This is a genomic window from Mediterraneibacter sp. (assembly GCF_030825015.1).
In the GTDB taxonomy this organism is placed as follows: Bacteria; Bacillota; Clostridia; order Lachnospirales; family Lachnospiraceae; genus Mediterraneibacter.
Genome location: NZ_JAPJQP010000007.1, coordinates 47,159 through 72,802 on the forward strand (window position 1 = coordinate 47,159; position 25,644 = coordinate 72,802).

Consider the following 25,644-nt stretch of genomic DNA (forward strand, 5'->3'; position numbering starts at 1 on the left):
GATTTAGATAAACAAAGACATAATGTTTAGTAAACGGAGGTGCAGCATGAAAAAATTTACATTTATAGGAGCAGGATCTCTGGATTTTACCAAAGACCTTGTAAGAGACATTCTTACATTCGAGGCGTTTCGGGATGCGGAATTGATGTTGATGGACATTGATCCGAAGCGCCTTGAATATGCGGTAAGAGGAGTACAGAAGATTGTTGACGCGGGCAATTATCCGGCAACAGTAAAGGGAACGCAGGATCGGAAAGAAGCGTTGAAAGATGCGGATGGCGTTCTGATTACAATTTTGCAGGGAGGTGTAGAAGTCTGGCGGCATGATATCGAAATTCCGAAAAAGTATAATGTCGATATCTGCGTAGGAGATACGCGCGGTCCATCCGGTATATTCCGGTTTTTAAGAACCGCTCCGGTACTTCTTGATATTATCAGAGATTGTGAAGAAGTATGTCCGAATGCGGTAGTTCTTAACTACACAAATCCGATGGCAATGCTTGTAAGTTATCTGCAGTCGATGTCTGATATGAATATTACAGGATTGTGCCACAGCGTACAGGGAACAGCGGAAATGCTTGCAAAATGGATCGGAGCGGAAGATAAACAGGTTCGCTACACATGTGCGGGAATCAATCATCAGGCATTTTATCTTGATTTTAAAGTGGATGGAAAAGACGCTTACCCGGAGCTTTACAGGGCGATTGAAAGAGAGGAAGTGGCTGCTGAAGAACCTGTCAGAATCGAAATGTTTAAGAAATTAGGATACTTTAATACCGAGTCGTCAGGACATAATTCAGAGTATGTCGCGTGGTTCAGAAAACGTCCGGATCTGATCGAAAAATATTGTACTCACGGAACAGGATGGAATCCGGGTGCATACGGATACATCTTGGATGAATATTTAGGACGGGAAGACACATGGGAGAAGGAGTATACAGACTGGCTTGAAAATGGCGAGGTGGAACTTGAAAGAGGAGAAGAATATGCTTCCAATATTTTCAATGCGGTATTTGGCGATCATACACCTTATTTCTTTAACGGAAACCTGAAAAACCACGGCTACATCACGAATGTAAAACAGGGAGTATGTGTGGAAGTTCCGACGGTCGCAACAGAAGAAGGGATTGTTCCGATCAAACAGATCACGCTTCCCGACCACCTTGCAGTGCTCGTAAACAACTCGGCGCTGATTGAAGATCTGGCTGTGAAAGCGGCTATTGAAGGAGATCCGAATCTTGTATTTCAGGCTGTTTTATATGATCCGCTTACAAGCGCGGTGTGCAGTATGGATGAAATTCAGAACATGGTTCAGGAAATGCTTGATAAAAATGCAGAATACTTAGGTTATTTTAAATCCTTGAAAATAAATATGGAGGTGCTACATGAAAAAGAGAATCGTTAGTTTAATATTATGCGGAGTTATGGTATTTTCAGCGGTAGGATGTTCAGGCGGCGGAGAAGATAAGGCGGGAAAAGATGATGTTACGCTGACAATGTGGAGTCATATCAATGAACCGTGGAATGCGGCATATGAGGACGCAATCAAAGAATTTGAAGCCCAAAACAAGGGAATTCACATTAAACTTGAGACGTTCCCGTATGACGAGTTTGAATCGAAAGTGCAGACGGCTTTGATCGATGGAGAAGGCGGAGCTGATATTTATGAATTGTGGGGAGGCTGGGCGTTAGACTTCACTCCTTACGGAACATTGATGGAATTGCCTGAGGAAATGGCAGAAAAAGTGCGGGAAGAAAATTATGCGCCGACATATGGAGCGCTTGAGTATGAAGATAAAATGTACGGTATCCCGTTAGAGTATAATATTGAGTACGGTGGAATGCTTGTAAACGATGCGCTTTTAGAAGCGAAGGAGCTTACTGTTCCGACGACATGGGCGGAGCTTAGAGAAACGGCTATAAAAGGAACAGAACATGACGGAAATATTTTCCAGTGCAAAGGATTTGATTTTGTTAACTGGGATTCCGTACCGTATTATTTCCTTGCTTTTATACTTCAGCAGGATGCGGATTATATGACGGATGACGGGAAATTCGACGTAACGACAGATGCAGCTAAGACTGCTTTTAACGAACTTGCGACGATGGTAACAGAAGACAAAGTTACAGATCTTGAAGGTCTGACAGGCGGAGCCGATATGGAAGGTTATCAGCAGTTATATGCAGGAAGAAATATGATGGTTCCACGCGGTCCGTGGACGATTTCGGAAGGTGAGCAGTCATTTGGATTAAAACTCGGTACAGATTTTGATTATGTTGCAATGCCTCAGTATGGAAACAATCAAAAATTTGCTTCAGAAAACGGATGGTCTCTGGCAGTCAGTGCAAGCTGTAAAGAGCAGGAAGCGGCGATAAAATTCCTTGAGTATCTGTATCAGGATGATGTTATGTTAGAGCATAATATCCGCTGTACACAGATCCCGGCGAAAAAGAGTCTGGCTCAGAGCGAAGAATATAAGAAAGAAGTTCCGTATGCGGACATTCTTGTCGGAATTCTCGATCAGGGACAATTTATCGGAAGCTTTAATACAGACCGTTTGAAAGAAACGATCAATAATACATTTGTCGCATATTGCTCAGGTAAATATGACTCGATTGATGCGGCAATGACAGATATGAATGAGAAACTGAATGGAATATTAGAGTAATGTATATCGGCTGTCGCAGATCAGACATGAGAAGAACTATGAAAGACGAGAGCAACAGATGTGAAGCGGCAGCCTGATTCACAAGGGGGTACGCCATGAAAAACAAAAAGTTTGTAGGGACGGTTATGATACCGGCTATGCTGCATATGTTTATATTTATTGTTATCCCAATCGTGATCGGCCTTGTGATTTCGTTCTTTAACTATAATCCACTTAGTTCGGATAATAAATTTATAGGACTAGAAAACTTTGTGAGGCTTGCTCAGGACGCGGATTTTCGTAAGGCACTTATTAATACGTTAGTATTTGTACTTGTTACAGTTACTTTAAATATCGGGATCGCTCTTGTCGTTGCACAGATGATCTCATGGTTCAAATCGAATAAGGTAAGAAGTTTTTTCAGGATGGTATTTTTCCTTCCGTGTATTGCGCCTATGGTTGCAACCTCTGTTGTATTTTCTCGTTCAATCTTTCCAACGACAACCGGATTTTTGAATGTGGCGCTTAATAAAATAGGGATCGATTCGATCAACTGGCTCGGAGATCCGAAAGTAGTCATGATCTCTCTGATTATTTATACCATTTGGGTGGATGTCGGATATAATATTATTTTGTTTTCAGCAGGAATAGACGGAATCCCTTCTTATGTATATGAAGCAGCAGATCTGGATGGGGCGAGCGAATGGGTGAAATTCCGTAAGATTACATGGCCGCTGCTTGGAAGAAGTTTTCAGTTTGTGATCGTACAAACATTGATTTCACATTTCCAGATGTTTGCACAGTTTGCGGTACTCATTTTAAAAGACGGACCTCAAAATTCGGGACTTGTGCTCTCAAGATATATTTATAAGATGGCGTTTGAATATAAAGATATGGGATATGCATCTGCCGTTTCGCTTGTGCTGTTTGTTATTATCATGACGCTGTCTTTGATCGAACAGAAGAAGAGCTCGGTAGACTGGGAATATTAGGAGGCGTAGTTATGAAAATGTTAAAAGACAAAAAGAACAGAAAATTAAGAATCATTTCATTTGTGATTTTGTTTTTGGCAGCAATTCTGTTTCTTGCGCCGTACTTTTGGATGCTTTCTAATTCGTTTAAATCAACGAAAGAGATTTTGCTGGAACCTACGAATATGCTGCCGAAGCAGTTTACACTTGACGGGTATGTGAAAGTGTTGACCGAGTCCCCATTTTTCAGGTGGATGGCAAACTCGCTTTTTGTGACGATTATAGATACGATTGTTGTTTTGTTTACAAGTTCTTTGATCGGATTCGTGTTATCGAAATACAGATTCAAATTGAATAAAGCGTTGTTTTATGTCATATTGATCACAATGATGATGCCGACAGCGGCGATGATGATCCCGAATTTTCTGCTTATCTCAAAGCTGGGATGGTATGATAAGATCATTTCGCTTGTTGTGCCTACGTTTGTGAATGCATTTGGAATTTTTCTGTGCAAACAGTTTATTGACGATATGCCGAAGGAACTTTTTGAGTGTGCGATGCTCGATAATGCAGGACCTTTTACGATCTATAGGAAAATCGTGCTCCCGGGGATACGCCCGGCGCTTGGAAGTTTGACGATCTTTACGTTTTTGGGACTTTGGAATGACTATCAGACACCGTTGATCTATTTGAACAGTTCGGAAAATATGACGCTGCCGCTTGCGATGTCGTATTTTTCAACGCAGCATTTGTCAGATCTTTCGGCGACGATGGCTGCGGCCTCTCTTATTATGATTCCGGCGTCAATCGTATTTATTATCTTCCAGAAGCAGTTCATTAAAGGAATTACGATGACGGGAATGAAATAACGTAAAATATATCAAAAGAGAATTATAAAGATAAAATCAAAGGGGGTGATCCTGCATGGAATTAGAAAAGTTTGATCCTGTCTGTGCCGCAGTGCTGAAAAAGACGGAAATTGATAAGCCGGCATATCCGGTGATAGATTTTCATATGCACATGGGAAAAATGCTGTTAGGGGAATCGTATGAAACAGAGTATGATACGCAGGAGTATGTAAGGGAACTGAAAGAATCCGGCGTTGTATGCGCTGTAAACATGGATGGCTATTTCGGACAAGAACTGAAAAAGATGCAAAAGAAACAAGAAGGGTTCGAGGAAATGTTTTTCAATTTTATGCAGCTTGATTTTTCTGCATATGATGAGCCTGATTTTTGTAATAGGACAGAAACGGTTATAGAAGAATCGTACAGACAGGGCTGTCGGGGAATTAAGTTGTGGAAAGATCTTTCGCTGTGGAAGCGGGATAAATACGGCAAGCCGATCCGTACAGATGATCCTCGTTTTGATATCATCTATGATACGGCGGCAAAACTGCATATTCCGGTATTGATGCATATTGCCGATCCGGCGGCGTTTTTTACTCCGAAGAGTGAGAGGAATGAACGCTGGGAAGAGCTTGATGTCTGTCCGGAGTGGGATTTTTCAGATCGTGAAACATATATGAGCTTTGAAGAACTTATGCAAATGCAGGAGAATACAGTGCGCAGCCATCCGAAAACAACGTTTGTGATCGCTCATGTCGGAAGTTATGCGGAAGATTTGGGTTGGGTGAGCGCGCAGCTGGAGAAATATCCGAATATGTATATTGATGTTGCGGCGCGTCTGGCGGAGATTGGACGAGTGCCTTACAGCGCGCGGGAGTTTTTTGTGAAGCATCAGGATCGGATCTTGTTCGGTACAGACTGTACGCCGCTTAGTATGGGATGTCATAAGATTTATTATCGTTTCTTTGAGACGAAAGACGAGTATTTTCCGTATCAGCCGGAAGGAGAACTTCCGGGTCAGGGAAGATGGGCGATCTATGGGATCGGACTGGAGGACGAAATATTGAGAAAAATTTACTACAAAAATGCGTGTAAGGTTCTTTCCCTTGACGAAAGCAGATTTGCGGGAGGTGTGAGATGAGACGGTATTTAAGCGTTGACTGCGGCGGAACGAAGACGGCGTTCCTCTTATGCCGTGAGACGGGAGAATTGGAGGCTGCGTGTACATTAGGTCCGGGCAATTATATGGTGAATGGGATCGATCATGTTCTGTCAGTGTTAAAAGACGGCATTTTGCAGATCTGCTGTCAGGCCGGGATTGCACAAAGTGAGATTACACATAGTTTTATAGCAATCGCAGGTTTTAAGGATATCCCGTCGGATGTGCCGATTCTCACACGTCTTGTGCAGGAAACGTTTCCGAGAATGGCGATAACACTAGGTAACGATACGGAAAATGCGCTGGCGGGATCGCTTCTTGGGAAACAGGGGATTCACGTTATTGCAGGAACGGGATCGATCGGCCTTGGGTTTGATAAAGACGGACGTTATGTGCGAAGCGGAGGATGGCATCATCTTTTTGGAGGAGATGAAGGCAGTGGTTACTGGATCGGATGTCAGTTGATCCGGCATTTTACGATGCAGGCGGATGGAAGAGAAGAAAAAACCGCTATGTTTGATTACATTTTAACAAAATATCATCTTGCGTGTCCTGAAGACATTCTTAAGCTCGTCATTAACGAGTGGAAAGGGGAACGGGATAAGCTGGCTTCTATGTCTAAGGATGCATATGAGCTTGCGGAACAAGGCGACGCTGCTGCGGCAGATATTTTCAAAAGTGCGGCTCGTGAACTTGCAAAGGTTGTAAAAGGCGTATACCGAAACGGACATTTTGATACTCCGGTCTATGTGTCTTATTCAGGCGGCGTGTTCAAAGCGATGAAATATATAAAAGAAACTATGGAAAAAGAACTTCAGGACGTTTCATGCGTTTTTACAGAACCGTGTCTTCTGCCGTCTGCGGGCGGAATTATACTGGCATGCAGGGAAGACGGATATGAGGTGAGCGAACAGATGATTGACAATCTGCGCAAGGCACAGTATATGCGTGTATAAAATGATATGAAAAAAATAAAAGAAAAATATATCGGAAACAAGGCTTTTTATACAATGGTTATGGCGATCGCGATTCCGATCATGGTGCAGAACGGACTTACGAATTTTGTGAATCTGCTGGATAACATTATGGTCGGAAGACTTGGGACAGAGCAAATGTCGGGAGTCTCGATTGTCAATCAGATTATTTTTGTGTATGATCTGTGTATTTTTGGCGGGGTTGCCGGGGTGGGAATTTTCACCGCGCAATATTTTGGACAGAAAAATGACGAGGGAATACGCAGTACGTTTCGCTATAAGTTTTGGCTGGCGCTGATCATTACTGTCGGCGCCGTTTTTGTTTTTTTATTTTTTGGAAAAGAACTGATTCTTTTGTATTTGACTGGGGAGAACGGTGGTAGTTCAGGAGCGACGTTGAAGTACGGTATGGCGTATATGAGGATTGTTCTACTGTATTTTCCGGCGTTTATGATCTTACAGATCTATGCAAGTACGATGCGCGAATGCGGAGAAACAGTTGTGCCTATGAAAGCCGGAATCATGGCGGTGGCAGTTAATCTTATTTTGAATTATCTGCTTATATATGGAAAGTTTGGATTTCCAAGGCTCGGTGTGGCTGGGGCTGCTGTGGCGACCGTAATGTCTCGCTATGTAGAGGCGGCGGCCGTTGTGATTTGGGCGCATACTCATACTGAAACAAATACATATATGAAAGGCATTTACAGAACAATGTCCATCCCCAGCCATCTTGTGAAAAAATATTTTGTGAAGGGAATGCCGCTTTTGCTGAACGAGGCGTTGTGGTCTTTTGGGATGGCCGTGCTGGTGCAAAATTATTCGGTGAGAGGTTTGACGGTAATTGCGGCAATGAATATTGCAGATACGATCAATAACCTTTTCAGTGTTATTTTTGCGGCGATGGGAGAATCGGTGGCTATTATAGTAGGGCAGGTTCTTGGATCCGGAGATATGAAAAAGGCAAGGGATACGGATAATAAGATGATTGCGTGTTGCATTTTTATCAGTTTTACAGTATCTGTCTTACTGTTTCTTTGCGCACCGTTTTTCCCGCGGATTTATAATACGACAAATGCTGTGCGTACGGCGGCGATGGGGCTTATTTTGGCGCAGGCGGTGTTTACCCCGCAGAATGCGTTTTTGAATGCCGCTTACTTTACGCTTCGGGCAGGCGGAAAAACAGGGATTACTTTTTTCTTTGACTGTGTATTCCTTTGGTGCGTGAACGTTCCGGTCGTTTTTGTTTTGTGCCGATACACAAGTCTTGCTCCGTGGGCTGTTTACAGCGCGATGCAGATTGGAGAGTGGCTGAAATGTATTGCGGGCGCGGTCATGGTGAAAAAGGGAGTGTGGCTTCAGAATCTGACCGGAAGCAGGGAGATGAAAGTGAGAACTTCTGTGGAAAAATGAAGAAAAGCATTGACATTTCTGTATGTACATTGTAAAGTCTTGTTTGGAACAAATAATTGAATAAAAATACTTTCTCTTATTCAGAGCAGTGGAGATACAAAGGATCTGAGAAGCTGCGGCAACCCCTGAGCAGGAAGGTGCCAACCTGAGCGAGTCATCGAACAATAAGAGGATTGTTGTGATAGAGAAACAGTCCGCTTTTGCGGGCTGTTTTTATTTCATAGGAACTGTGTTCCGTGAAATAAAAACGCTCCGCGAGGATTGCACTGCGGCGGATAGGAATTATGTTGCTGAAGCAACCCGCCGCAGGCGGAGAATTCTGCAGGCAGAATTCTTTCTTGATCATAAAGAAATAGAGAAAGTGGATGAAAGGAGAACGGTTATGGAAAGAGAAAAGATTTTATTTACTTCTGAGTCAGTTACAGAAGGACATCCGGATAAGATGTGCGATCAGATCTCGGATGCGATTTTAGACGCGCTTATGGAGCAAGATCCGATGAGCCGTGTTGCCTGTGAGACATGTTGTACGACAGGCGTCGTAATGGTTATGGGTGAGATCACGACAAAGGCATATGTAGATATTCCGAAGATTGTGCGCGATACAGTTCGTGAGATCGGATATACGAGAGGAAAATACGGATTCGATGCGGATACGTGCGGTGTGATCACAACGATCGACGAGCAGTCTTCAGATATTGCAATGGGCGTTGACAAAGCGCTTGAAGCAAAAGAGCATAAAATGTCAGAAGATGATATTGAAGCGATCGGAGCAGGAGATCAGGGAATGATGTTCGGTTATGCATCCGATGAAACAGAAGAATATATGCCGTACCCGGTGGCAATGGCACATAAACTTGCGCGCCGTCTGACAGAAGTGAGAAAGAACGGAACACTGCCGTACCTTCGTCCGGATGGGAAAACACAGGTAACTGTGGAATATGATGAGAACGGTGTTCCAAAACGTCTGGATGCGGTTGTTCTTTCTACGCAGCATGACCCGGAAGTGACGCAGGAACAGATCCATGAAGATATTAAGAAATATGTCTTTGATGAAATGATTCCGGCGCATATGACAGATGATGAAACGAAATTTTTCATTAATCCGACAGGCCGTTTTGTAATCGGAGGACCTCATGGGGACAGCGGTTTGACGGGCCGCAAGATCATCGTTGATACTTACGGCGGAATGGCGCGCCACGGCGGCGGCGCTTTCTCGGGAAAGGACTGCACGAAGGTTGACCGTTCTGCGGCATATGCAGCACGTTATGCGGCGAAGAATGTCGTGGCGGCAGGACTGGCGAAACGTTGTGAGATTCAGCTCTCCTATGCGATTGGCGTAGCACAGCCGACATCTGTATCGGTAGATACATTCGGTACGGGAAAGGTTTCGGATACAAAACTTGTAGAGATCATCCGTGAGAACTTTGATTTCCGTCCGGCAGGAATTATTAAAATGCTGGATCTGCGCAGACCGATCTACAAACAGACTGCGGCGTATGGACATTTCGGAAGATTGGATGTTGAACTTCCGTGGGAAAAACTGGATAAAGTTGACGATCTGAAAAAATATCTTTAGTCGTAGACCAAAAACGGTTGCAGCATGTGAAATGCAGCAAGGCCGCTGCCCGGACATGGAGAGCATGAATGGGCGGCGGTTTCTTTTTTTGAAGAAGTGAATTTTGAAGACAAGGTGAAAAAAGGCGGGGCAGGCTTTGTTTATAAAAAGTTTCGTTGAAGAAGCAGTGTCATGACGGTATAATAATATTATCACGCGAAAGCGAGAATCTGTTTTGGGAGGAGCGCTTATGAAACTTAAGACAAAATTGATCGTGGCATTTATGTCTGTTATGATCCTGCCTATGATCTTTATGACGGTCGTGATGCATACATTTGCACCGCGGGAGGTGGGAGAACTTCAGCAGCTTTATATGATCGTTGTATTTATTACGACGACGATGCTGATCTATTGGATCTACCGTTCGGTTTCGCTTCCTTTGGCAAAACTTCAAAAGGCGGCAAGAAATATCAAAGAGGGCAACCTTGATTTTGAGATCAGGCAGGAATCAGACGACGAGATCGGGCAGCTCTGTCAGGACTTTGAGGAAATGAGGCTCAGGCTGAAAGCCAATGCAGAAGAAAAAGTAGCATTTGACAGGGAGAACAAAGAGCTGATCAGTAACATTTCTCATGATCTGAAGACGCCGATCACTGCCATAAAAGGATATGTAGAAGGCATCATGGACGGGGTTGCCGACACACCGGAAAAGATGGACAGATACATTAAGACAATCTATAATAAAGCAAATGAGATGGATCTGCTTATTAATGAGCTGACTCTTTATTCAAAGATCGATACGAACCGTATCCCGTATAATTTTACGACAATATCTGCGAAAGATTATTTCGGAGACTGCGGAGAGGATCTTCACATGGAGCTTGAGTCGAAGGGGGTAGAGTTTACCTATCGAAACGACATGGAAGAAGACTGTAAAGTGATCGTTGATCCGGAGCAGCTTAGAAGAGTTATTAACAATATTGTGTCTAATTCTTTAAAATATATGGATAAACCGAACGGAAAGGTTACGATGGAAGTAAAAGATGTCGGTGATTTTATTCAGATTGAATTAGGCGATAACGGCAAGGGCATTGCGGCGAAGGATCTGCCGTACATTTTTGATCGCTTTTACCGGACGGATGCTTCCAGAAATTCATCAAAGGGAGGAAGCGGAATCGGGCTTTCGATCGTGAAGAAGATCGTGGAAGAGCACGGAGGCAATATATGGGCGACCAGTGAAGAGGGCGCCGGAACAACAATGTATTTTGTAATCAGAAAATATCAGGAGGTATCGATTGATGAGTAAGCGTATTTTGATCGTGGAAGATGAAGAAAGTATTGCAGACCTTGAAAAGGATTATCTTGAGCTGAGTAATTTTGAAGTGGAAGTGGCGAACGACGGAGAACTGGGACTGCAAAAAGGGCTTGGAGGCGATTTCGATCTGATTATTCTTGATCTGATGCTTCCGGGTGTTGACGGTTTTGAGATCTGCCGTCAGATACGAGATCAGAAGAATACTCCGATCATTATGGTTTCTGCGAAAAAAGATGATATTGATAAGATCAGGGGACTTGGTCTTGGCGCGGACGATTATATGACAAAGCCATTTAGTCCCAGCGAACTCGTGGCGCGTGTGAAAGCACATCTTGCCAGATATGAACGTCTGATCAACAGCAATGCGGAAGAAAATGAAGTTATTGAGATCCGCGGACTGAAGATCGATACAACAGCGAGACGGGTTTGGGTCGGAGGAGAAGAACGGTCGTTTACGACGAAGGAATTCGATCTGCTTACATTTTTAGCAAGTCATCCGAACCATGTGTATACGAAAGAAGAATTGTTCCGCGAGATTTGGGATATGGAATCGATCGGAGATATCGCTACCGTGACGGTTCATATTAAGAAGATCCGCGAGAAGATCGAATACGATACGTCGCATCCGCAGTATATTGAAACGATATGGGGCGTCGGTTATCGCTTTAAAGTATAATCGTGCGAGAAATAAAAAGAAATCTGCATTTACAGCGGGCAAAAAGGAGTTTCGTTTTCGGAGCTCCTTTTCTATTGTAAATGTTGATAAATGCGTGTATCATATAGAAGTCAAAAGAGAAACGGCGGACATGATAAGATGGATGCCGGATATAGGGGAAGACAGATTAAGATCAAAGGGTGATTTTGAAAAATGGAAAAAGGGAAAAAGAGTCCGAGAAAATTGAAGTTAAATACAGTGCAGACTGTAGCAATGGGCTTTTTCGGTGTGATCCTCGGAGGAGGAATACTGCTTAGCCTTCCGGTCTGTAATCAAAAACCGATTGAATTTATCGATGCATTGTTTACGTCTGTCAGCGGCGTGTGTGTTACGGGTCTTATGACCGTAGTTCCGGCAGAGCAGTTTACGCTGCTGGGAAAGCTGATCCTGCTGCTTTTGATACAGGTCGGCGGACTTGGGGTGATCGCATGTATGTCCGCGTTTTTTCTTTTATTAGGAAAAAGAATCAATATGAAAGGCAGGATCACGATACGGCAGGCATATGGACTGGATACGCTCTCGGGACTTGTAAGATTTATAATCCGCATTTTAAAAGGAACGTTTTTGGTGGAGGGGATCGGCGCAGTACTTTTTGCGATCCGGTTTGTCCCGGAATTTGGCTTTATAAAGGGGATCGGTTATGGGATCTTCCATTCGATTTCGGCATTTTGTAATGCGGGGATCGATATTCTTGGAAGTACCAGTTTCATTCAATATGCTGGATCTCCGCTTATTAATTTTACAACAATGTTTCTGATCGTTATGGGAGGACTTGGTTTTCCGGTATGGCATGATATTGCGGTCAATGCAAGAAAGCTGTGGGGAATGAAGAAACGACCGTTGAAATGGATGTTTACCCGCCTTCGTTTGCAGAGCAAGATCGTACTTGTGATGACGGGGATGCTGCTCTTATGCGGAACTCTCGGTTTTTTCCTCCTTGAGTTCAACAATCCGGAAACGATAGGAAATATGAATCTGTTTGAGAAGATGATGGCGTCGCTGTTCCAGTCGGTTACGACAAGAACGGCAGGGTTTGCCACTGTGCCGCAGGGCGCTTTGCGGGAAAGTTCCAAGCTTTTGGGATGCATGCTTATGTTTATCGGAGGATCTCCGGCAGGTACGGCCGGAGGCGTTAAGACAACGACGATCGCGATGCTTTTGCTTACGGTTCTCTGTGTGCTGAAAAACAGAAAGGATACGGAGTGTTTTGACAGAAAGATTGATAACAATATTGTCAGATCGGGAATTACGATCACGATGGTAACTTTGATCTTTTTGATGACGGGAATTACGGCTCTTACGATTTTTGAACCGGGAGTTGATTTTCTTGATCTGGCATATGAGGCGGCGTCTGCAATGGGGACAGTCGGATTGACGGCTGATCTTACCCCGGTTTTGAGCAGGGGCAGTCATGTGATCCTTATGATCCTTATGTATGTCGGCAGGATCGGACCGCTGACGATGGCGCTGCTGTTATCAGGACGAAGTGACAGGGATTCACAGTTTAGAGAACTGCCGGAAGAAAATGTAATGCTTGGATAGAAGACGGATAAAAGAGGATGATGCATGAAAACGAAGGGAGACAGATTATGAATAGACAGTTTGCAGTGCTGGGACTTGGAAGTTTTGGCTCGAGTGTGGCTCTTACATTAGAAAATATGGGATGCGATGTGCTGGCAGTAGACGAATCTTATGAAAAGGTGCAGGAGATCGCCGATAAAGTTTCTTATGCAGTTAAGGCAGATGTGTCAGATCCTGATGCGTTACAGTCTCTTGGAGGACGGAATTTAGACGGCGTTGTCATTGCCACTTCGGAAAGTCTGGAGGCGAGTATTATGGCGACGATGCTCTGCAAGGAAATGGGAATTCCACTTGTAGTGGCGAAGGCGAAAGATAAGCTCCAGGGAGCGATTCTGCAAAGGGTCGGGGCAGACCGCATCGTGTATCCTGAGATCGAGATGGGAAGCCGTGTGGCAAAAAGTCTTGTGTCGAAAGAATTTGTGGATTGGATATCTCTTTCGAACGATTACAGTATGGTAGAGATCGTTGTGCCAAAGAACTGGATCGGCAAGAGTCTTGTTGATCTTGGCATAAGGGAACGTCTGGGGATCAATGTTGTCGGTATAATTAAGAACGGAAAGATCGAAGTGGCGATCGATCCGCAGGAACATCTTCAGGAAAATACGATCTTGATCGTAATCGGTTCCAACGATATTCTTGAAAAATTTGATACGAAGAACAGATAGAAACGACAGGTGATAAAATGATTACAAGTACATCTAATATACAAGTGAAGGAATTGATTCGGCTTCAGAAAAAGAGCCGCGAACGAGAAACCGAAGGCGTGTTTATTGCCGAAGGCCCGCGAATGGCAGCCGAGATTCCAAAGGAACGCATTGTAAAGCTGTATATTTCGGAAAGCTTTCAAAAAAAATGCAGGAAAGAAAAAAACGAACAGTTCATAAAATCGGCGGAAGTCATGTCAGATCCGGTGTTTGCCCGTGTGTCTGATACAAAGACTCCGCAGGGAGTTCTTGCCGTTGTGCGCAGGATGGAATATACAATGGAAGACGTTTTGGGAGAAAACCCTCATGTGCTCGTGCTGGAAAATATTCAGGATCCGGGGAACTTAGGAACGATCTTTCGAACGGCAGAGGCTGCGGGGGCAACGGGTATCGTGTTGAGTAAAGATTGTGTGGATCTGTATAATCCGAAAGTTATCCGTTCGACTATGGGAGCGGTTTTACGGCTTCCGTTTCTTTATACGGATGATCTGACGGGAACGATCAATGAGATGAAACTGGCAGGGATTAAAATTTATGCGGCGCATCTGGGCGGCGAGACAGATTATGATCAGGAAGATTACCGAACGGCATGTGCGTTTCTCATAGGAAACGAAGGGAATGGACTGACGGAAGAAACTGCGGCATGTGCAGACAGGAAGATCCTGATCCCGATGAAAGGATCGGCGGAATCTTTAAACGCTGCGGTTGCCTCGGCGGTGCTCATGTTTGAGGCTGGAAGGCAGAGACGCAGACAGAGTGATAAAGGATAGAAAGAGAAAACAAAAGAAAATAAAAATCAATAAGAAGAGAGAGGGAAAGACAATGGATTTAAAAGGAAGACATTTTTTGACACTGAAAGACTTTACACCGGAAGAGATCTTATATCTTTTGGATCTTTCCGCAGAACTGAAAGAGAAGAAGAAACAGGGCATCCTGACGGAATGGCACAAAGGCAAAAATGTAGCGCTGATTTTTGAAAAAGACAGTACCCGTACACGCAGTTCTTTTGAAATTGCCGCTCACGATCTTGGGATGGGTTCTACTTATCTCGGACCGACAGGATCACAGATCGGTAAGAAAGAAAGCATTAAAGATACGGCGAGAGTACTGGGAAGAATGTATGACGGGATTGAGTACAGGGGGTATGGACAGGAGATCGTCGAGGAACTGGCGAAATATGCAGGCGTTCCGGTTTGGAATGGTTTGACAAATGAGTATCATCCGACACAGATGCTTGCGGATATGCTTACGATCCGTGAAAATTTCGGAAAGCTGAAAGGACTGAAACTTGTGTATATGGGGGATGCCCGCTATAATATGGGAAATTCTCTTATGATTGCCTGTGCGAAATTAGGACTTGATTTTGTTGCGTGCACGACGGAAGAATATTTTCCGAATCAGGAACTTGTAGAGGAATGCCGCGGTTATGCAGCGGCATCAGGATCGACGATCACATTGACAAGCGATGTGAAAGAAGGAACGAAAGACGCTGATATTATTTACACAGATGTCTGGGTATCTATGGGAGAGCCGGACGAAGTGTGGGAAAAACGGATCAAAGCGTTGTCTCCATATAAAGTGACAAAAGAAGTGATGAGCAATGCGAAACCGGAAGCGATCTTCCTTCACTGTCTGCCGGCATTTCACGATCTGAAGACGAAAGTCGGAAAAGAAGTCGGCGAGCGTTTTGGAATTACGGATATTGAAGTGACGGATGAAGTGTTTGAGTCTGAACAGTCAAAAGTGTTCGATGAAGCAGAGAACCGGATGCATACAATTAAGGCGGTCATGGCGGCAACACTTTAAGTTAAAAATGGAGAGAACATGAAAGCAGAAATTTTGAAAATGCTGCGTGAGACAAACGGGTATATTTCCGGTCAGGAAATCTGTGAAAAATTCGGCGTGTCGCGCACGGCTGTTTGGAAGGTCATCCGACAGCTTCAAGAAGAAGGCTATAAGGTTGAGGCTGTGCGAAACAGAGGCTATCATATGGTAGAAATTCCGGATCTGCTGACGAAAGAAGAACTGGAAAGTTGTATGCATACCGAGTGGGCAGGCAGGAAGATTGTCTGTTGTCAGGTGACAGATTCAACAAATCTGCGGGTGAAACAGCTCGGGGACGAAGGAGCGCCTGCCGGAACGTTGGTTGTGGCAGAAGAGCAGACTGCCGGAAGAGGACGCAGAGGGCGGTCATGGGATTCGCCTGCCGGAACAGGGATTTTTATGTCGATTCTTTTAAGGCCTGAAGTTGCGCCGGACAAGGCGTCCATGCTGACTCTTGTGATGGCATGCAGTGTGGCGGAGGGGTTAAAACAAAGTCTGAGGCAGGAAGAAAGTATCTGTTCGAAGATCCAGATCAAATGGCCGAATGATATTGTTGTCAATGGGAAAAAACTGGCTGGTATTCTGACAGAGATGAGTACGCAGATTGATTATATCGATCATGTGACTGTAGGTGTCGGGATTAATGTCAATACAAGACAATTCCCGAAAGATATTAAAGAACGCGCAACGTCTCTTTACATGGAATGCGGGCATACGGTGAGGCGCGCGCCTGTGATCGCATCGATCATGGAATGTCTGGAGAAGAATTACCGTATCTTCCTTGAAACGGAAGATCTGACAGGACTGATGGATTCTTATATGTCGATGCTGGTTAATCGGGACAAAGAAGTTCTCGTGCTTACTCCGAAAGGAGAATATAAAGCGCATGCATTGGGGATCAATAAAAAAGGAGAACTGATCGTGCGGCGGGAGGACGGAACGCAGGAAGCGATTTATGCCGGAGAAGTTTCAGTCAGAGGCGTATACGGATATGTATAGATTTTGCGTGTTTGAAAGAAAAGACGCAGCAGTCCGGGCAGAACAGTCTGATCGGATGTTGAGAGAACGTTTGAAAAAGAGAGGTTTTATATGGATGAAGAGATCGTGCTTTGTGCAGCAAGTGCATATGAGCAGAAATTTTATTTGAATCCGCAGTTTGCGTCTCTTCCTGAAGCGGTACGGCAGGAATTACAGATCATGTGTGTGCTGTATACGGAAGATGTCGGCGGAATTCTTATGGTTGTATATGATGAAGATGGCAATTTGGAGTTGAAAGTAGAACATGAGGAGAACGATTTCGCTTTTGATGAGATCGGAAGTGTTTTGAAAATCAAGCAGCTACAGCAGACGAAGAGGGAATTGTTTGAGTCGCTTGAAACATTTTACCGGGTGTTCTGCCTTGGAGAGGAGTAGGCGTGGAGTTTTTTCAAAAAGTCATTCATCTGTATGCGGAGAGAAAAGACTGGTTTTTGGAACTGCTTGCAGCTCATGTGGGGCTGGCGCTGACCGCGGCTGTGTGCGCCGGAGTTATAGGGCTTCTTTTGGGAATCTTTATTTCAGAGCATAAAAAAGCAGCTGCCCCTGTTCTGACCATTGCAAATATCTGTTATACGATTCCGGCGATCTCGCTGCTTGGAATGTTGATTCCTGTTTTGGGGATCGGCGATAAGACGGCGGTGACGGCGCTGACTATTTACGGGATCATGCCGATGGTACGCAATACTTATGCGGGGATTACCGGAGTTGGAGAAGAAGTTGTCGCGGCGGCAGAAGGGATGGGAAGCACACGGCTTCAGATCATGACGGAAATCAAGCTTCCGCTGGCGTCAGGCGTGATTATCGCCGGTGTGAGAAATATGGTCGTTATGACGATCTCGGTGTCGGCAATCGCTTCATTTATCGGTGCAGGAGGATTAGGAGTGGCAATTTACAGAGGGATCACGATCTACGATACGGCGATGACATTCTGCGGGAGTTTTCTGATCGCGTTTTTGGCGATTGTGAGTGATTTTCTGTTGGGGTTGCTGGAACGAAAGCTGAAAAAGAAAACAGGCGGATATAAACGGCAATAAAAAGAAGAAAATTAAAAGGCTGAAAAAGCAAGATATTAAAAAACAAGAATTTGAAAAATGAAACAACAAAAGGAGGCAGGCAGATGAAGTTAAAGAAGATAGCAGCGATTATTTTGTCAGGCGCACTTGTATTTTCTATGGCAGGATGCGCGGGAAATGATGGAAAAGATAAAACAGAAGAAGGAACGTCCAAAAGCCCGGAAGAACCGGTGAAGATTGCGACAAAACCGATGACAGAACAATTTATTCTCGGAGAGATGCTGAAACAGCTTATAGAGGAAAAGGCCGGTTATAAAGTAGAACTTACAAAGGGGATCGGCGGCGGAACGAGTAATATCCAGCCTGCGATGGAAAAAGGCGAGTTTGATCTTTACCCGGAATATACGTCCAGTGGATGGATCCTTGTGCTCGGGCATGAAGCGGGAGAAGTGAGCGATGATGAGATGTTTGCGAAACTTCAGGAAGAATACGAAGAAAAATTTGATATGACATGGATCGGTCTGTACGGTCAGAACAACACTTATGCTGTTGTAGTCAGAGAAGATACGGCAAAAGAATACGGCCTTGAGACATGCTCGGATCTGGCGGCAGTTTCTGATCAACTGATTTTCGGAGGAAATCCTGATTATATTGAGCGGGCGGACGGACTTTCCGGAATGTCTGAGGCGTATGGATTCCGGTTTAAAGAGATCAAGGATATTGATATCGGATTGAAATATCAGGCGCTTAGAAGCGGAGATATTGATGTGACAAATGGATATACGACAGATGCACAGATCAGTCAGGACGATGTGAAAGTGCTTAAGGATGATAAATCCTATCAGGTGAATTATTTTTGTTCAACCGTTGTCCGTGAAGATGCGCTCAAAAAATATCCGAAGTTAAAAGAAACATTGGAGCTCATGGATGGGATTCTTACAGATCAGAAGATGGCGGAGCTGAACTATCAGGTAGAGGAAGAAGGACGCGATGAGGCGGAAGTGGCAGAAGAGTTTTTGAAATCTGCAGGTTTGCTATAGGTTCTTAGAAGCCTTGAGAGCGGATCCTTTCTGAAACGATAAAATACAAAGGAAGCAATATGTATGGAAATGATACGTCTGGAACATGTGACGAAAAGTTTTGGCGGGCATAAAGCATTGGATGATGTGAGCATTGCCGTGGAAGAAGGAGAGTTCTTGACGGTGATCGGGAGATCGGGATGCGGGAAAACAACGATGCTTCGCATGATAAACGGGCTGCAAAAACCGGATTCGGGAAAAGTATATGCGGCAGGAGAAGATGTGGGGGAAGCGGATTTGATCCGTCTTCGCAGAAAAATCGGATATGTGATACAAAATAAAGGACTGTTTCCTCATATGACGGTTGAGAAGAATATCACTTATGTGCCGATGATCAGCGGAAAGAAAGATAAGAAGCAAAACAGGAAACTGGCGGAAGAACTGATTAGGCTTGTCGGACTGAAAGAGTCGATGCTTGACCGTTATCCTGAAGAACTTTCAGGAGGACAGCAGCAGCGGGTCGGAATTGCGAGGGCGCTTGCGTCACAGCCGAAGCTGCTTTTGATGGACGAGCCGTTCGGAGCGCTGGATGAAATTACGAAACGGGCGATGCAGAATGAATTGCTGGCTCTTCAGAAAAAACTGGGTATGACAGTTGTATTCATTACACATGACATTCGGGAAGCGATGAAATTAGGCGACCGTGTTCTTGTTATGGAAGAAGGAAAGATTGTGCAGTGTGATACGCCGGAACAGGTAAAGGAACATCCGGCAGATGAATTTGTGAAAGAGTTGATCGGATAAGGGACTATGAAAAAACGTGATCTGACAAAAGGAAATGTAACGGCGACCATGTTGTTGTTCGCCGTTCCGATGATTCTGGGGAACGTGCTGCAGCAATGCTATAATCTGGCGGATACGTGGATTGTCGGAAGGTTCGTCGGAGCAGACGCGCTGGCTGCGGTGGGAAGCGCCTATACGCTGATGACGTTTCTGAATTCAATCCTGATCGGGATGTGTATGGGAAGCGGCGCTCTTTTTTCAATCTGCTATGGACGCAGGGCGATGAAGAAACTGAAAGAATATATTGTTTCATCCTTTGTGCTCATTTTCCTGGTGACTGCAGCGCTGACGATTGTTTCCTATCTGTGTCTTGATCCGATCCTCAGTCTGCTGCGGACTCCTTCGGATATTTATGAACTGATGCGCGCCTATATGGGGACGATCCTTATCGGACTGGTCTTCGTTTTTCTTTATAATTATTTTGCATTCCTTCTCCGGGCGTCTGGCAATTCAATCGTTCCGCTGTTTTTTCTCGGGATCGGAACGGTTTTTAATATCGGACTGGATTTCCTTTTTGTTGCAGGACTTGGACGCGGGGCGAGAGGGGCTGCGGAAGCGACCGTTCTTGCTCAGGCGGCAGCGGGGATTGGGATTGGATTATATGCACTTTTGAAAGAATCGGAACTTAATAGAAAGAAAATGAAAGAAGAAGGGATCGGTATACGGAAGGATCTGCTGAAAGAGATCTTCTCTTATTCGGTGTCCACAGGAATCCAGCAGTCGGTAATGAATTTTGGGATTCTTATGGTTCAGGGACTTGTAAATAGTTTTGGGACTTCGGTTATGGCGGCGTTTGCTGCGGGAGTGAAGATTGATACGTTGGCGTATATGCCGGCACAGGAGTTCGGAAACGCGTATTCGATCTTTATCTCTCAGAATTATGGCGCGGATAAGAAAGACAGAATCCGAAAAGGAACGAAGAGCGCTGCTGTGTCCGCGCTGATCTTCTGCGCGGCAGCCTCTGCTGCGGTCTTTTTCGGAGCAGAAGTTCTGATGGGGATTTTTATTGATCCACAGGAGACAGAGATCCTACGGATCGGAGTGGGGTATCTGAAAATCGAAGGAGCATGTTATTGTGGAATCGGGATTTTATTTTTGCTTTACGGATATTTTCGGGCAGTGGAAAGACCGGAAGTTTCGCTTCTTCTTACGATCCTTTCTCTCGGTACGAGGGTAATTCTGGCCTATGCCTGTGCGCCTTTATTCGGTGTGGAAGCAATATGGCTTGCCATTCCGATCGGGTGGGCGCTGGCGGATGCGGTGGGACTTATCCTCTTAAGGGGAGGTTCGAAGCGCCGCAGACAGTCTGAAGGGGCGTAACAGTTATCTGTTGTGAGAATTTAAGAGCGCGGCAACGGCAGCAGCGGGCAGCCTGAAGATTCGGCGGCTGTCAGGAATTACCGCATAAACTGCTTTCGGTAAGCGGTGGGCGTCATGCCGCATGTTCTGCGGAAGCATTGAGAAAAATAGCTTGAGGAAGAGAAGCCGCACTGTTTGGCAATTTCTGCCTGATTCAGATCTGTTGAAGTGAGAAGTTCCTGACTTGTAAAGATCCGTTTCTGTGCGAGATAGTTCATAGGAGCGATGCCGTAGATTTCTGTAAATGTATGGGCAAAGTAATATTTGTTCAGATGAGTTAGTTCGGCAAGTGTGTCAAGCGTAATATTTTCCCGGAAATTGGAATCGATAAAGCGTTTTGCATAGCTGCATTCGCGGGTAATCTTTTTGGGGGCAGGAAGCATCTCCACAGGAGATCCGGTGTGCCGTGAAAGCTGGATGATAAGGGCTTCGAGAAGGTTCTGACAGACCGTCTCGTAGCCCTCTTTTTGTTCGTCCATCTCCCGAAGGATCGTATAAAAATAGAAGTTAAGATTTTCGTGGAAAGGTTCACAATGGATGTTTAAATATTCTTTATCATCATAAATAAGAAAGTTCAGTCCCTCTACGCCGAGGACGATGTACTCCAGCGGTGAATTTTTGTCTGAGACTTCTGTATGGCGAATGCTGGGATTGACAATGATCAGATCTTGTTTTTGGATCGGAAACGATTCCTCCTCTACGATAAAACTTCCGCATCCGTTTAGTACATAAAAAAGCTCGGGGAAATAATGGGTATGCGGATAGCTCTCCCAGTCCTCTTCGTATTTAGAATAGCTGGAGTAAAGAAGGTGATACGGCATCTGTGAAAACGTCGTTTCCTGATTAGAAGTATTGAATGAATGTCGTATATTTCCCATAGATACAGCCTCCGTCATTTGTCCAAAATGGTTTAGAAATTTTGTTTTTAGCTAAAAAAGTAAAAATTTTAATGTGTTTATTATATTGAATTCTTAAAAAAAAATCAAGGTAAAATAGATGCATTGTAGAAGTTGGGGGAAAATAAATTATATATAATGCACAAAAAAATGAAATAAAAAAAGATTTTGTCGGAAAAACGCAAAAAAAGGGGGAGAAATATAAAAAAGCAATATTTATAAAAAAAAGGACAAGAATGGGTATTGAAAAAAGATGCATTTTCGTTTATTCTAAGAGCAACAAAGCAAATCGTTAAATAAAGGAGGACCAACGATTATGAAAAAGAAAAAACTGATCAGTCTGTTACTCGTTGCTTCTATGGCATTCAGCCTTGCAGCATGTGGTTCATCAGGCGGAGACGACAAAGACGCTGACAAAGGTGGAGACGGAAAAACACTGAAGGTTGCAGCGGTAGAAACAGCTTACGGTGCAGATATGTGGAATGAAGTTTGCGACGCATTCGAGAAATCTCATGAAGGCGTTACGGTTGAACTTACAATCGACAAAAAACTTGAAGATGTAATCAACCCGCAGATGAAATCCGGCGAGTATCCGGACGTGATCTTAAGAGCTGTAGGAGCTGAATCAGGAATTACAGAGACATTTGTAAAAGACAACAACCTTGTTGACCTGACAGATGTTCTTGATATGACAGTACCGGGCGAAGACGTAACTGTAGGAGACAAGATCCTTCCGGGATTCGTTGAGAATACAATTACAAATCCGTACGGAGACGGAAAAACATATTTGATGCCGATGTTCTACGGTCCGTGTGGATTGTTCTACAATGCAGGACTGTTCGCAGAAAAAGGATGGACTGTTCCGACAACTTGGGACGAGATGTGGGCACTTGGCGACAAAGCAAAAGCTGAAGGAATCTCACTCTTTACATATCCGACAACAGGTTACTTTGATGCATTCTTCTATGCTTTGCTGCATGAGACAATGGGAGACGACTTCTCTAAAGCTCTTACATATGAAGATGGTATCTGGGATACAGAAGGTGCGAAACAGGCATTTGACATTGTTGCAAAACTTGCTACATACACAGAGCCGACAACACCGGCTAACGCAAACGACAACGACTTCCGTAAGAACCAGCAGCTTGTACTTGACAACAAAGCGCTGTTCATGCCGAACGGAAACTGGGTAATCGGCGAGATGGAAGACGCTCCGAGAGCAGAAGGATTTGAGTGGGGATTCACAGCTCTTCCGGCTGTTAAAGATGGCGGAGAGAGAGCTTCTTACACATTCTTCGAGCAGATTTGGATGCCGGCAGAAGCAAAAGAGCAGGATCTTGGAAAAGAATTTATCTCATTCCTGTACTCTGATGAAGCAGCTAAGATCTTCTTCGATAAAGGCGGAGCAGTTCAGCCGATCGAAGGAATGTCTGATATGATCACAGATGATAATACAAAACTGTATTACTCAATCTATGACACAGGCGCAGTTGCAGTTATGGATGCATTCGCAGCAACAGAACCGATCGAAGGTCTTACAACACGTTCTACATTCTTTGACCCGGTTAACTCTCTTGTAACTGGCGACAAGACAGAGCAGGATTGGATCGATCAGATCAAGACTGACAGTGCTAAATTCCACGAAGCACTCAAATAAATAAAATAAATCACCGGAAATTTACCGGTCCTGATGACCGGAAGAATATCAAAGGTGTAGGCGGGCGGTGAATCTGTTTTCACCGCCCGTTTTATCCTGACAGGAGATGAATCAATGAAAGCAAGAAAAGGAAAAGGGCTGTTTGTATTTTGCTGCCTTGCCCCGGCAGCGATATTGTTTATCGTATTTATGATCCTGCCTACGATCGATATTTTCCGTATGTCTATGTTTAAATGGGGTGGATATACAGATAATAAGACGTTTGTAGGATTACAAAACTTCAAAATATTGTTTAAGAGCGACAAATTTTATCAGGCGTTCCAGAATTCAATTCTGCTGATCGTTCTTGTTACACTTGTAACATTTACGTTTGCGCTTGTATTTGCTTATATTTTGTCACGCGAAAAAATTAAAGGAAAAACATTCTTTAGTGTTATTTTCTACATCCCGAATATTTTGTCAGTCGTAGTTATCAGTGCGATCTTCTCAGCAATCTACGATCCGAATCTCGGACTGCTGAACTCCTTCCTGAATCTGTTCAGAGGAGCGGAAAATCCGATCCTTTGGCTCGGAGATCAGAAGATTGTTATTTACAGTATTGTGATCGCGCTTGTATGGCAGGCAATCGGATACTACATGGTTATGTATATGGCAAGTATGGCGAATGTGCCGGAAAGCCTCTATGAGTCAGCGGCTTTGGAAGGAGCCGGAAAGATCAGACAGTTCTTTACGATCACAATTCCGCTGATCTGGACAAATATCAGAACAACACTTACATTCTTTGTTATCAGTACGATCAATATGAGTTTCCTGCTTGTAAAAGCAATGACAAACGGCGGACCGGACGGAGCGTCAAACGTATTCTTAAGTTATATGTATCAGGAAGCATACACAAACTCTTCCTATGGATACGGTATGGCAATCGGCGTTATGGTATTCCTCTTCTCATTTGCACTTGCAGGAATTCTGAATGCGGCAACAAAACGTCAGGAAATCGAATTTTAAGGGAGGAGGATCAAGATGGGAAAAACAAAAGTAAAAGAGTCAAAAAAACCATTGACACTTTCAAAAGTGGTAGTATATATCTTATTAATTCTCCTTGCGATCACAATTATCATCCCGGTTGGCTGGGTATTTGTTGCATCTGTTAAGCAGAATTCAGAATTTTACGGAAGTCCGTGGGTACTTCCTGAGAAGATTTATTTCCAAAACTTTGTTGATGCGTGGCAGAAGGCGAGCATGGGTACTTATATGCTCAATTCAGTGATCGTAACAGCGCTTGCATTGCTGCTGCTGATCGTGATCTCGCTTCCGGCTGCATATGTACTTTCCAGATTCAAATTTAAAACTTCAAAATTCTGGAACGTACTCTTCATGGCAGGTTTGTTCATCAACGTAAGTTATATCGTTGTGCCGATCTTCCTTATGCTCAACAACTGGGATAAGGCGATTCGCCAGATGACGGGCAATACGTTCTTCCTGAACAATTTGTTTGTGCTGGCGCTTGTGTATGCGGCTACAGCGCTTCCGTTTACAATCTATCTTTTGTCCGGATATTTCCGGTCTTTGGCAAAAGATTTTGAAGAAGCGGCTTATGTAGACGGAGCAAGCTACTTTACAACGATGGTAAAGATTATATTCCCAATGGCAAAACCGAGTATCGTTACGGTTATTCTGTTCAGTTTCCTGTCCTTCTGGAATGAGTATATTATTTCCATGACACTTCTGACGAAACCGGAACTGAAAACTTTGCCGGTAGGACTTATGAACTTGATGGCGGCGCAGAAATCGGCTGTTCAATATGGACAGATGTATGCAGGTCTTGTTATCGTTATGCTGCCGACATTGATCTTGTACATCTGTGTACAGAAGAAACTGACACAGGGTATGACACTTGGCGGATTGAAGGGTTAGGAGGTTGATATCATGGATGAAAGAACAAAACAGATTTTAGTAGGAATCGTTGTTGCTGTTATTTTTATCGTATCTGTTGCCCTTATCATTATCGGTCAGAAACATATCGGACCGCAGGGACTTCTGACAATGCTTGTAGGGCTTGCAGGTCTGATCGGGCTTCTTGCCTTTTACAATCATAAATATAAGTAACAAATCATA

At 44.2% G+C, this 25,644-nt stretch carries 25 protein-coding genes and 1 riboswitch; of the genes, 24 read left to right on the forward strand and 1 reads right to left on the reverse strand.

The genetic code is table 11. The annotated features are described in order from the left end of the window. Positions 1-46 precede the first annotated feature (46 nt). The 20 genes from melA to RCH61_RS05315 all read left to right on the forward strand — a co-directional run bounded on the left by melA (position 47) and on the right by RCH61_RS05315 (position 20,937). Positions 47-1,405, forward strand: a complete 1,359-nt coding sequence (gene melA, locus RCH61_RS05220; RefSeq protein WP_178006318.1) for an alpha-galactosidase — start codon at positions 47-49, stop codon at positions 1,403-1,405. Further along, on the forward strand, positions 1,386-2,669 hold the full coding sequence (locus RCH61_RS05225) for an ABC transporter substrate-binding protein (RefSeq protein WP_178006317.1): 1,284 nt from the start codon (positions 1,386-1,388) through the stop codon (positions 2,667-2,669). Before melA ends, RCH61_RS05225 begins: the two co-directional genes overlap by 20 nt. A 95-nt stretch (positions 2,670-2,764) precedes the next feature. Further along, positions 2,765-3,640: a carbohydrate ABC transporter permease gene (locus RCH61_RS05230; protein ID WP_178006316.1), complete on the forward strand. Its 876-nt coding sequence runs from the start codon at positions 2,765-2,767 to the stop codon at positions 3,638-3,640. A gap of 11 nt (positions 3,641-3,651) precedes the next feature. Continuing rightward, positions 3,652-4,488, forward strand: a complete 837-nt coding sequence (locus tag RCH61_RS05235; protein WP_178006315.1) for a carbohydrate ABC transporter permease — start codon at positions 3,652-3,654, stop codon at positions 4,486-4,488. 55 nt (positions 4,489-4,543) lie between these two features. Further along, positions 4,544-5,608 (forward strand): amidohydrolase family protein, encoded by a 1,065-nt coding sequence (locus tag RCH61_RS05240; RefSeq protein WP_178006314.1) that lies wholly within the window; start codon positions 4,544-4,546, stop codon positions 5,606-5,608. Beyond that, on the forward strand, positions 5,605-6,582 hold the full coding sequence (locus RCH61_RS05245) for an N-acetylglucosamine kinase (RefSeq protein WP_178006313.1): 978 nt from the start codon (positions 5,605-5,607) through the stop codon (positions 6,580-6,582). Before RCH61_RS05240 ends, RCH61_RS05245 begins: the two co-directional genes overlap by 4 nt. 6 nt (positions 6,583-6,588) lie before the next feature. Continuing rightward, positions 6,589-8,010, forward strand: coding sequence for an MATE family efflux transporter (locus tag RCH61_RS05250; RefSeq protein ID WP_178006312.1), 1,422 nt, complete (start codon positions 6,589-6,591; stop codon positions 8,008-8,010). Between the two features lie 73 nt (positions 8,011-8,083). Then, positions 8,084-8,181: riboswitch (SAM riboswitch) on the forward strand. Positions 8,182-8,392: 211 nt separating this feature from the next. Further along, the gene (gene metK / locus RCH61_RS05255) at positions 8,393-9,586 is read left to right on the forward strand and encodes a methionine adenosyltransferase (protein WP_178006311.1); all 1,194 of its coding nucleotides are present in this window, start codon (positions 8,393-8,395) and stop codon (positions 9,584-9,586) included. 229 nt (positions 9,587-9,815) lie between these two features. Beyond that, positions 9,816-10,871, forward strand: coding sequence for a sensor histidine kinase (locus RCH61_RS05260; protein ID WP_178006310.1), 1,056 nt, complete (start codon positions 9,816-9,818; stop codon positions 10,869-10,871). After that, a complete protein-coding gene (locus RCH61_RS05265; protein ID WP_178006309.1) occupies positions 10,864-11,556 on the forward strand; it encodes a response regulator transcription factor in 693 nt (230 codons plus the stop codon). The genes RCH61_RS05260 and RCH61_RS05265 overlap by 8 nt, the downstream gene beginning before the upstream one ends. A gap of 192 nt (positions 11,557-11,748) precedes the next feature. Next, entirely contained in the window at positions 11,749-13,137 is a 1,389-nt protein-coding gene (locus RCH61_RS05270; protein ID WP_178006308.1) for a TrkH family potassium uptake protein, read from the forward strand. Between the two features lie 20 nt (positions 13,138-13,157). Next, on the forward strand, positions 13,158-13,841 hold the full coding sequence (locus RCH61_RS05275; RefSeq protein WP_178006330.1) for a potassium channel family protein: 684 nt from the start codon (positions 13,158-13,160) through the stop codon (positions 13,839-13,841). A gap of 17 nt (positions 13,842-13,858) precedes the next feature. Next, positions 13,859-14,650: a TrmH family RNA methyltransferase gene (locus RCH61_RS05280; protein ID WP_178006307.1), complete on the forward strand. Its 792-nt coding sequence runs from the start codon at positions 13,859-13,861 to the stop codon at positions 14,648-14,650. 52 nt (positions 14,651-14,702) lie between these two features. Then, on the forward strand, positions 14,703-15,686 hold the full coding sequence (gene argF / locus RCH61_RS05285; protein ID WP_178006306.1) for an ornithine carbamoyltransferase: 984 nt from the start codon (positions 14,703-14,705) through the stop codon (positions 15,684-15,686). Between the two features lie 18 nt (positions 15,687-15,704). Then, entirely contained in the window at positions 15,705-16,703 is a 999-nt protein-coding gene (locus RCH61_RS05290; RefSeq protein WP_178006305.1) for a biotin--[acetyl-CoA-carboxylase] ligase, read from the forward strand. Positions 16,704-16,793: 90 nt separating this feature from the next. Further along, positions 16,794-17,117 carry a DUF6145 family protein gene (locus RCH61_RS05295; RefSeq protein ID WP_178006304.1) on the forward strand — a complete coding sequence of 108 codons (324 nt, stop codon included), beginning with the start codon at positions 16,794-16,796 and terminating at the stop codon, positions 17,115-17,117. A 2-nt stretch (positions 17,118-17,119) separates the two neighbouring features. Continuing rightward, the gene (locus RCH61_RS05300; RefSeq protein ID WP_178006303.1) at positions 17,120-17,776 is read left to right on the forward strand and encodes an ABC transporter permease; all 657 of its coding nucleotides are present in this window, start codon (positions 17,120-17,122) and stop codon (positions 17,774-17,776) included. An 83-nt stretch (positions 17,777-17,859) separates the two neighbouring features. After that, the gene (locus RCH61_RS05305) at positions 17,860-18,795 is read left to right on the forward strand and encodes a glycine betaine ABC transporter substrate-binding protein (RefSeq protein WP_178006302.1); all 936 of its coding nucleotides are present in this window, start codon (positions 17,860-17,862) and stop codon (positions 18,793-18,795) included. 57 nt (positions 18,796-18,852) lie between these two features. After that, entirely contained in the window at positions 18,853-19,578 is a 726-nt protein-coding gene (locus RCH61_RS05310; protein WP_178006329.1) for an ABC transporter ATP-binding protein, read from the forward strand. A gap of 6 nt (positions 19,579-19,584) precedes the next feature. Next, positions 19,585-20,937, forward strand: coding sequence for an MATE family efflux transporter (locus RCH61_RS05315; protein WP_178006301.1), 1,353 nt, complete (start codon positions 19,585-19,587; stop codon positions 20,935-20,937). 77 nt (positions 20,938-21,014) lie between these two features. Here RCH61_RS05315 and RCH61_RS05320 read toward each other — a convergent pair whose 3' ends face one another. Continuing rightward, the gene (locus RCH61_RS05320; protein ID WP_178006300.1) at positions 21,015-21,854 is read right to left on the reverse strand and encodes a helix-turn-helix domain-containing protein; all 840 of its coding nucleotides are present in this window, start codon (positions 21,852-21,854) and stop codon (positions 21,015-21,017) included. A gap of 334 nt (positions 21,855-22,188) precedes the next feature. On the opposite strand from RCH61_RS05320, the gene RCH61_RS05325 reads away from it, so the two are divergent. The 4 genes from RCH61_RS05325 (at position 22,189) to RCH61_RS05340 (ending at position 25,635) form a co-directional block, all read left to right on the forward strand. Then, on the forward strand, positions 22,189-23,529 hold the full coding sequence (locus RCH61_RS05325; protein ID WP_178006299.1) for a carbohydrate ABC transporter substrate-binding protein: 1,341 nt from the start codon (positions 22,189-22,191) through the stop codon (positions 23,527-23,529). 114 nt (positions 23,530-23,643) lie between these two features. Next, entirely contained in the window at positions 23,644-24,534 is an 891-nt protein-coding gene (locus RCH61_RS05330) for a carbohydrate ABC transporter permease (protein WP_178006298.1), read from the forward strand. Between the two features lie 15 nt (positions 24,535-24,549). Next, positions 24,550-25,443, forward strand: coding sequence for a carbohydrate ABC transporter permease (locus tag RCH61_RS05335; RefSeq protein WP_178006297.1), 894 nt, complete (start codon positions 24,550-24,552; stop codon positions 25,441-25,443). 12 nt (positions 25,444-25,455) lie between these two features. Next, complete coding sequence (locus RCH61_RS05340) at positions 25,456-25,635, forward strand: DUF6903 family protein (protein WP_178006296.1); 180 nt, start codon at positions 25,456-25,458, stop codon at positions 25,633-25,635. The last annotated feature ends 9 nt before the right edge of the window (positions 25,636-25,644 follow it).

What these genes read in the sequence shown, in the direction of transcription:
- melA (WP_178006318.1), top strand. Translation starts at nt 47, where the DNA reads ATGAAAAAATTTACATTTATAGGAGCAGGATCTCTGGATTTTACCAAA.
- RCH61_RS05225 (WP_178006317.1), top strand. Translation starts at nt 1,386, where the DNA reads ATGAAAAAGAGAATCGTTAGTTTAATATTATGCGGAGTTATGGTATTT.
- RCH61_RS05230 (WP_178006316.1), top strand. Translation starts at nt 2,765, where the DNA reads ATGAAAAACAAAAAGTTTGTAGGGACGGTTATGATACCGGCTATGCTG.
- RCH61_RS05235 (WP_178006315.1), top strand. Translation starts at nt 3,652, where the DNA reads ATGAAAATGTTAAAAGACAAAAAGAACAGAAAATTAAGAATCATTTCA.
- RCH61_RS05240 (WP_178006314.1), top strand. Translation starts at nt 4,544, where the DNA reads ATGGAATTAGAAAAGTTTGATCCTGTCTGTGCCGCAGTGCTGAAAAAG.
- RCH61_RS05245 (WP_178006313.1), top strand. Translation starts at nt 5,605, where the DNA reads ATGAGACGGTATTTAAGCGTTGACTGCGGCGGAACGAAGACGGCGTTC.
- RCH61_RS05250 (WP_178006312.1), top strand. Translation starts at nt 6,589, where the DNA reads ATGAAAAAAATAAAAGAAAAATATATCGGAAACAAGGCTTTTTATACA.
- metK (WP_178006311.1), top strand. Translation starts at nt 8,393, where the DNA reads ATGGAAAGAGAAAAGATTTTATTTACTTCTGAGTCAGTTACAGAAGGA.
- RCH61_RS05260 (WP_178006310.1), top strand. Translation starts at nt 9,816, where the DNA reads ATGAAACTTAAGACAAAATTGATCGTGGCATTTATGTCTGTTATGATC.
- RCH61_RS05265 (WP_178006309.1), top strand. Translation starts at nt 10,864, where the DNA reads ATGAGTAAGCGTATTTTGATCGTGGAAGATGAAGAAAGTATTGCAGAC.
- RCH61_RS05270 (WP_178006308.1), top strand. Translation starts at nt 11,749, where the DNA reads ATGGAAAAAGGGAAAAAGAGTCCGAGAAAATTGAAGTTAAATACAGTG.
- RCH61_RS05275 (WP_178006330.1), top strand. Translation starts at nt 13,158, where the DNA reads ATGCATGAAAACGAAGGGAGACAGATTATGAATAGACAGTTTGCAGTG.
- RCH61_RS05280 (WP_178006307.1), top strand. Translation starts at nt 13,859, where the DNA reads ATGATTACAAGTACATCTAATATACAAGTGAAGGAATTGATTCGGCTT.
- argF (WP_178006306.1), top strand. Translation starts at nt 14,703, where the DNA reads ATGGATTTAAAAGGAAGACATTTTTTGACACTGAAAGACTTTACACCG.
- RCH61_RS05290 (WP_178006305.1), top strand. Translation starts at nt 15,705, where the DNA reads ATGAAAGCAGAAATTTTGAAAATGCTGCGTGAGACAAACGGGTATATT.
- RCH61_RS05295 (WP_178006304.1), top strand. Translation starts at nt 16,794, where the DNA reads ATGGATGAAGAGATCGTGCTTTGTGCAGCAAGTGCATATGAGCAGAAA.
- RCH61_RS05305 (WP_178006302.1), top strand. Translation starts at nt 17,860, where the DNA reads ATGAAGTTAAAGAAGATAGCAGCGATTATTTTGTCAGGCGCACTTGTA.
- RCH61_RS05315 (WP_178006301.1), top strand. Translation starts at nt 19,585, where the DNA reads ATGAAAAAACGTGATCTGACAAAAGGAAATGTAACGGCGACCATGTTG.
- RCH61_RS05320 (WP_178006300.1), bottom strand. Translation starts at nt 21,854, where the DNA reads ATGGGAAATATACGACATTCATTCAATACTTCTAATCAGGAAACGACG.
- RCH61_RS05325 (WP_178006299.1), top strand. Translation starts at nt 22,189, where the DNA reads ATGAAAAAGAAAAAACTGATCAGTCTGTTACTCGTTGCTTCTATGGCA.
- RCH61_RS05330 (WP_178006298.1), top strand. Translation starts at nt 23,644, where the DNA reads ATGAAAGCAAGAAAAGGAAAAGGGCTGTTTGTATTTTGCTGCCTTGCC.
- RCH61_RS05335 (WP_178006297.1), top strand. Translation starts at nt 24,550, where the DNA reads ATGGGAAAAACAAAAGTAAAAGAGTCAAAAAAACCATTGACACTTTCA.
- RCH61_RS05340 (WP_178006296.1), top strand. Translation starts at nt 25,456, where the DNA reads ATGGATGAAAGAACAAAACAGATTTTAGTAGGAATCGTTGTTGCTGTT.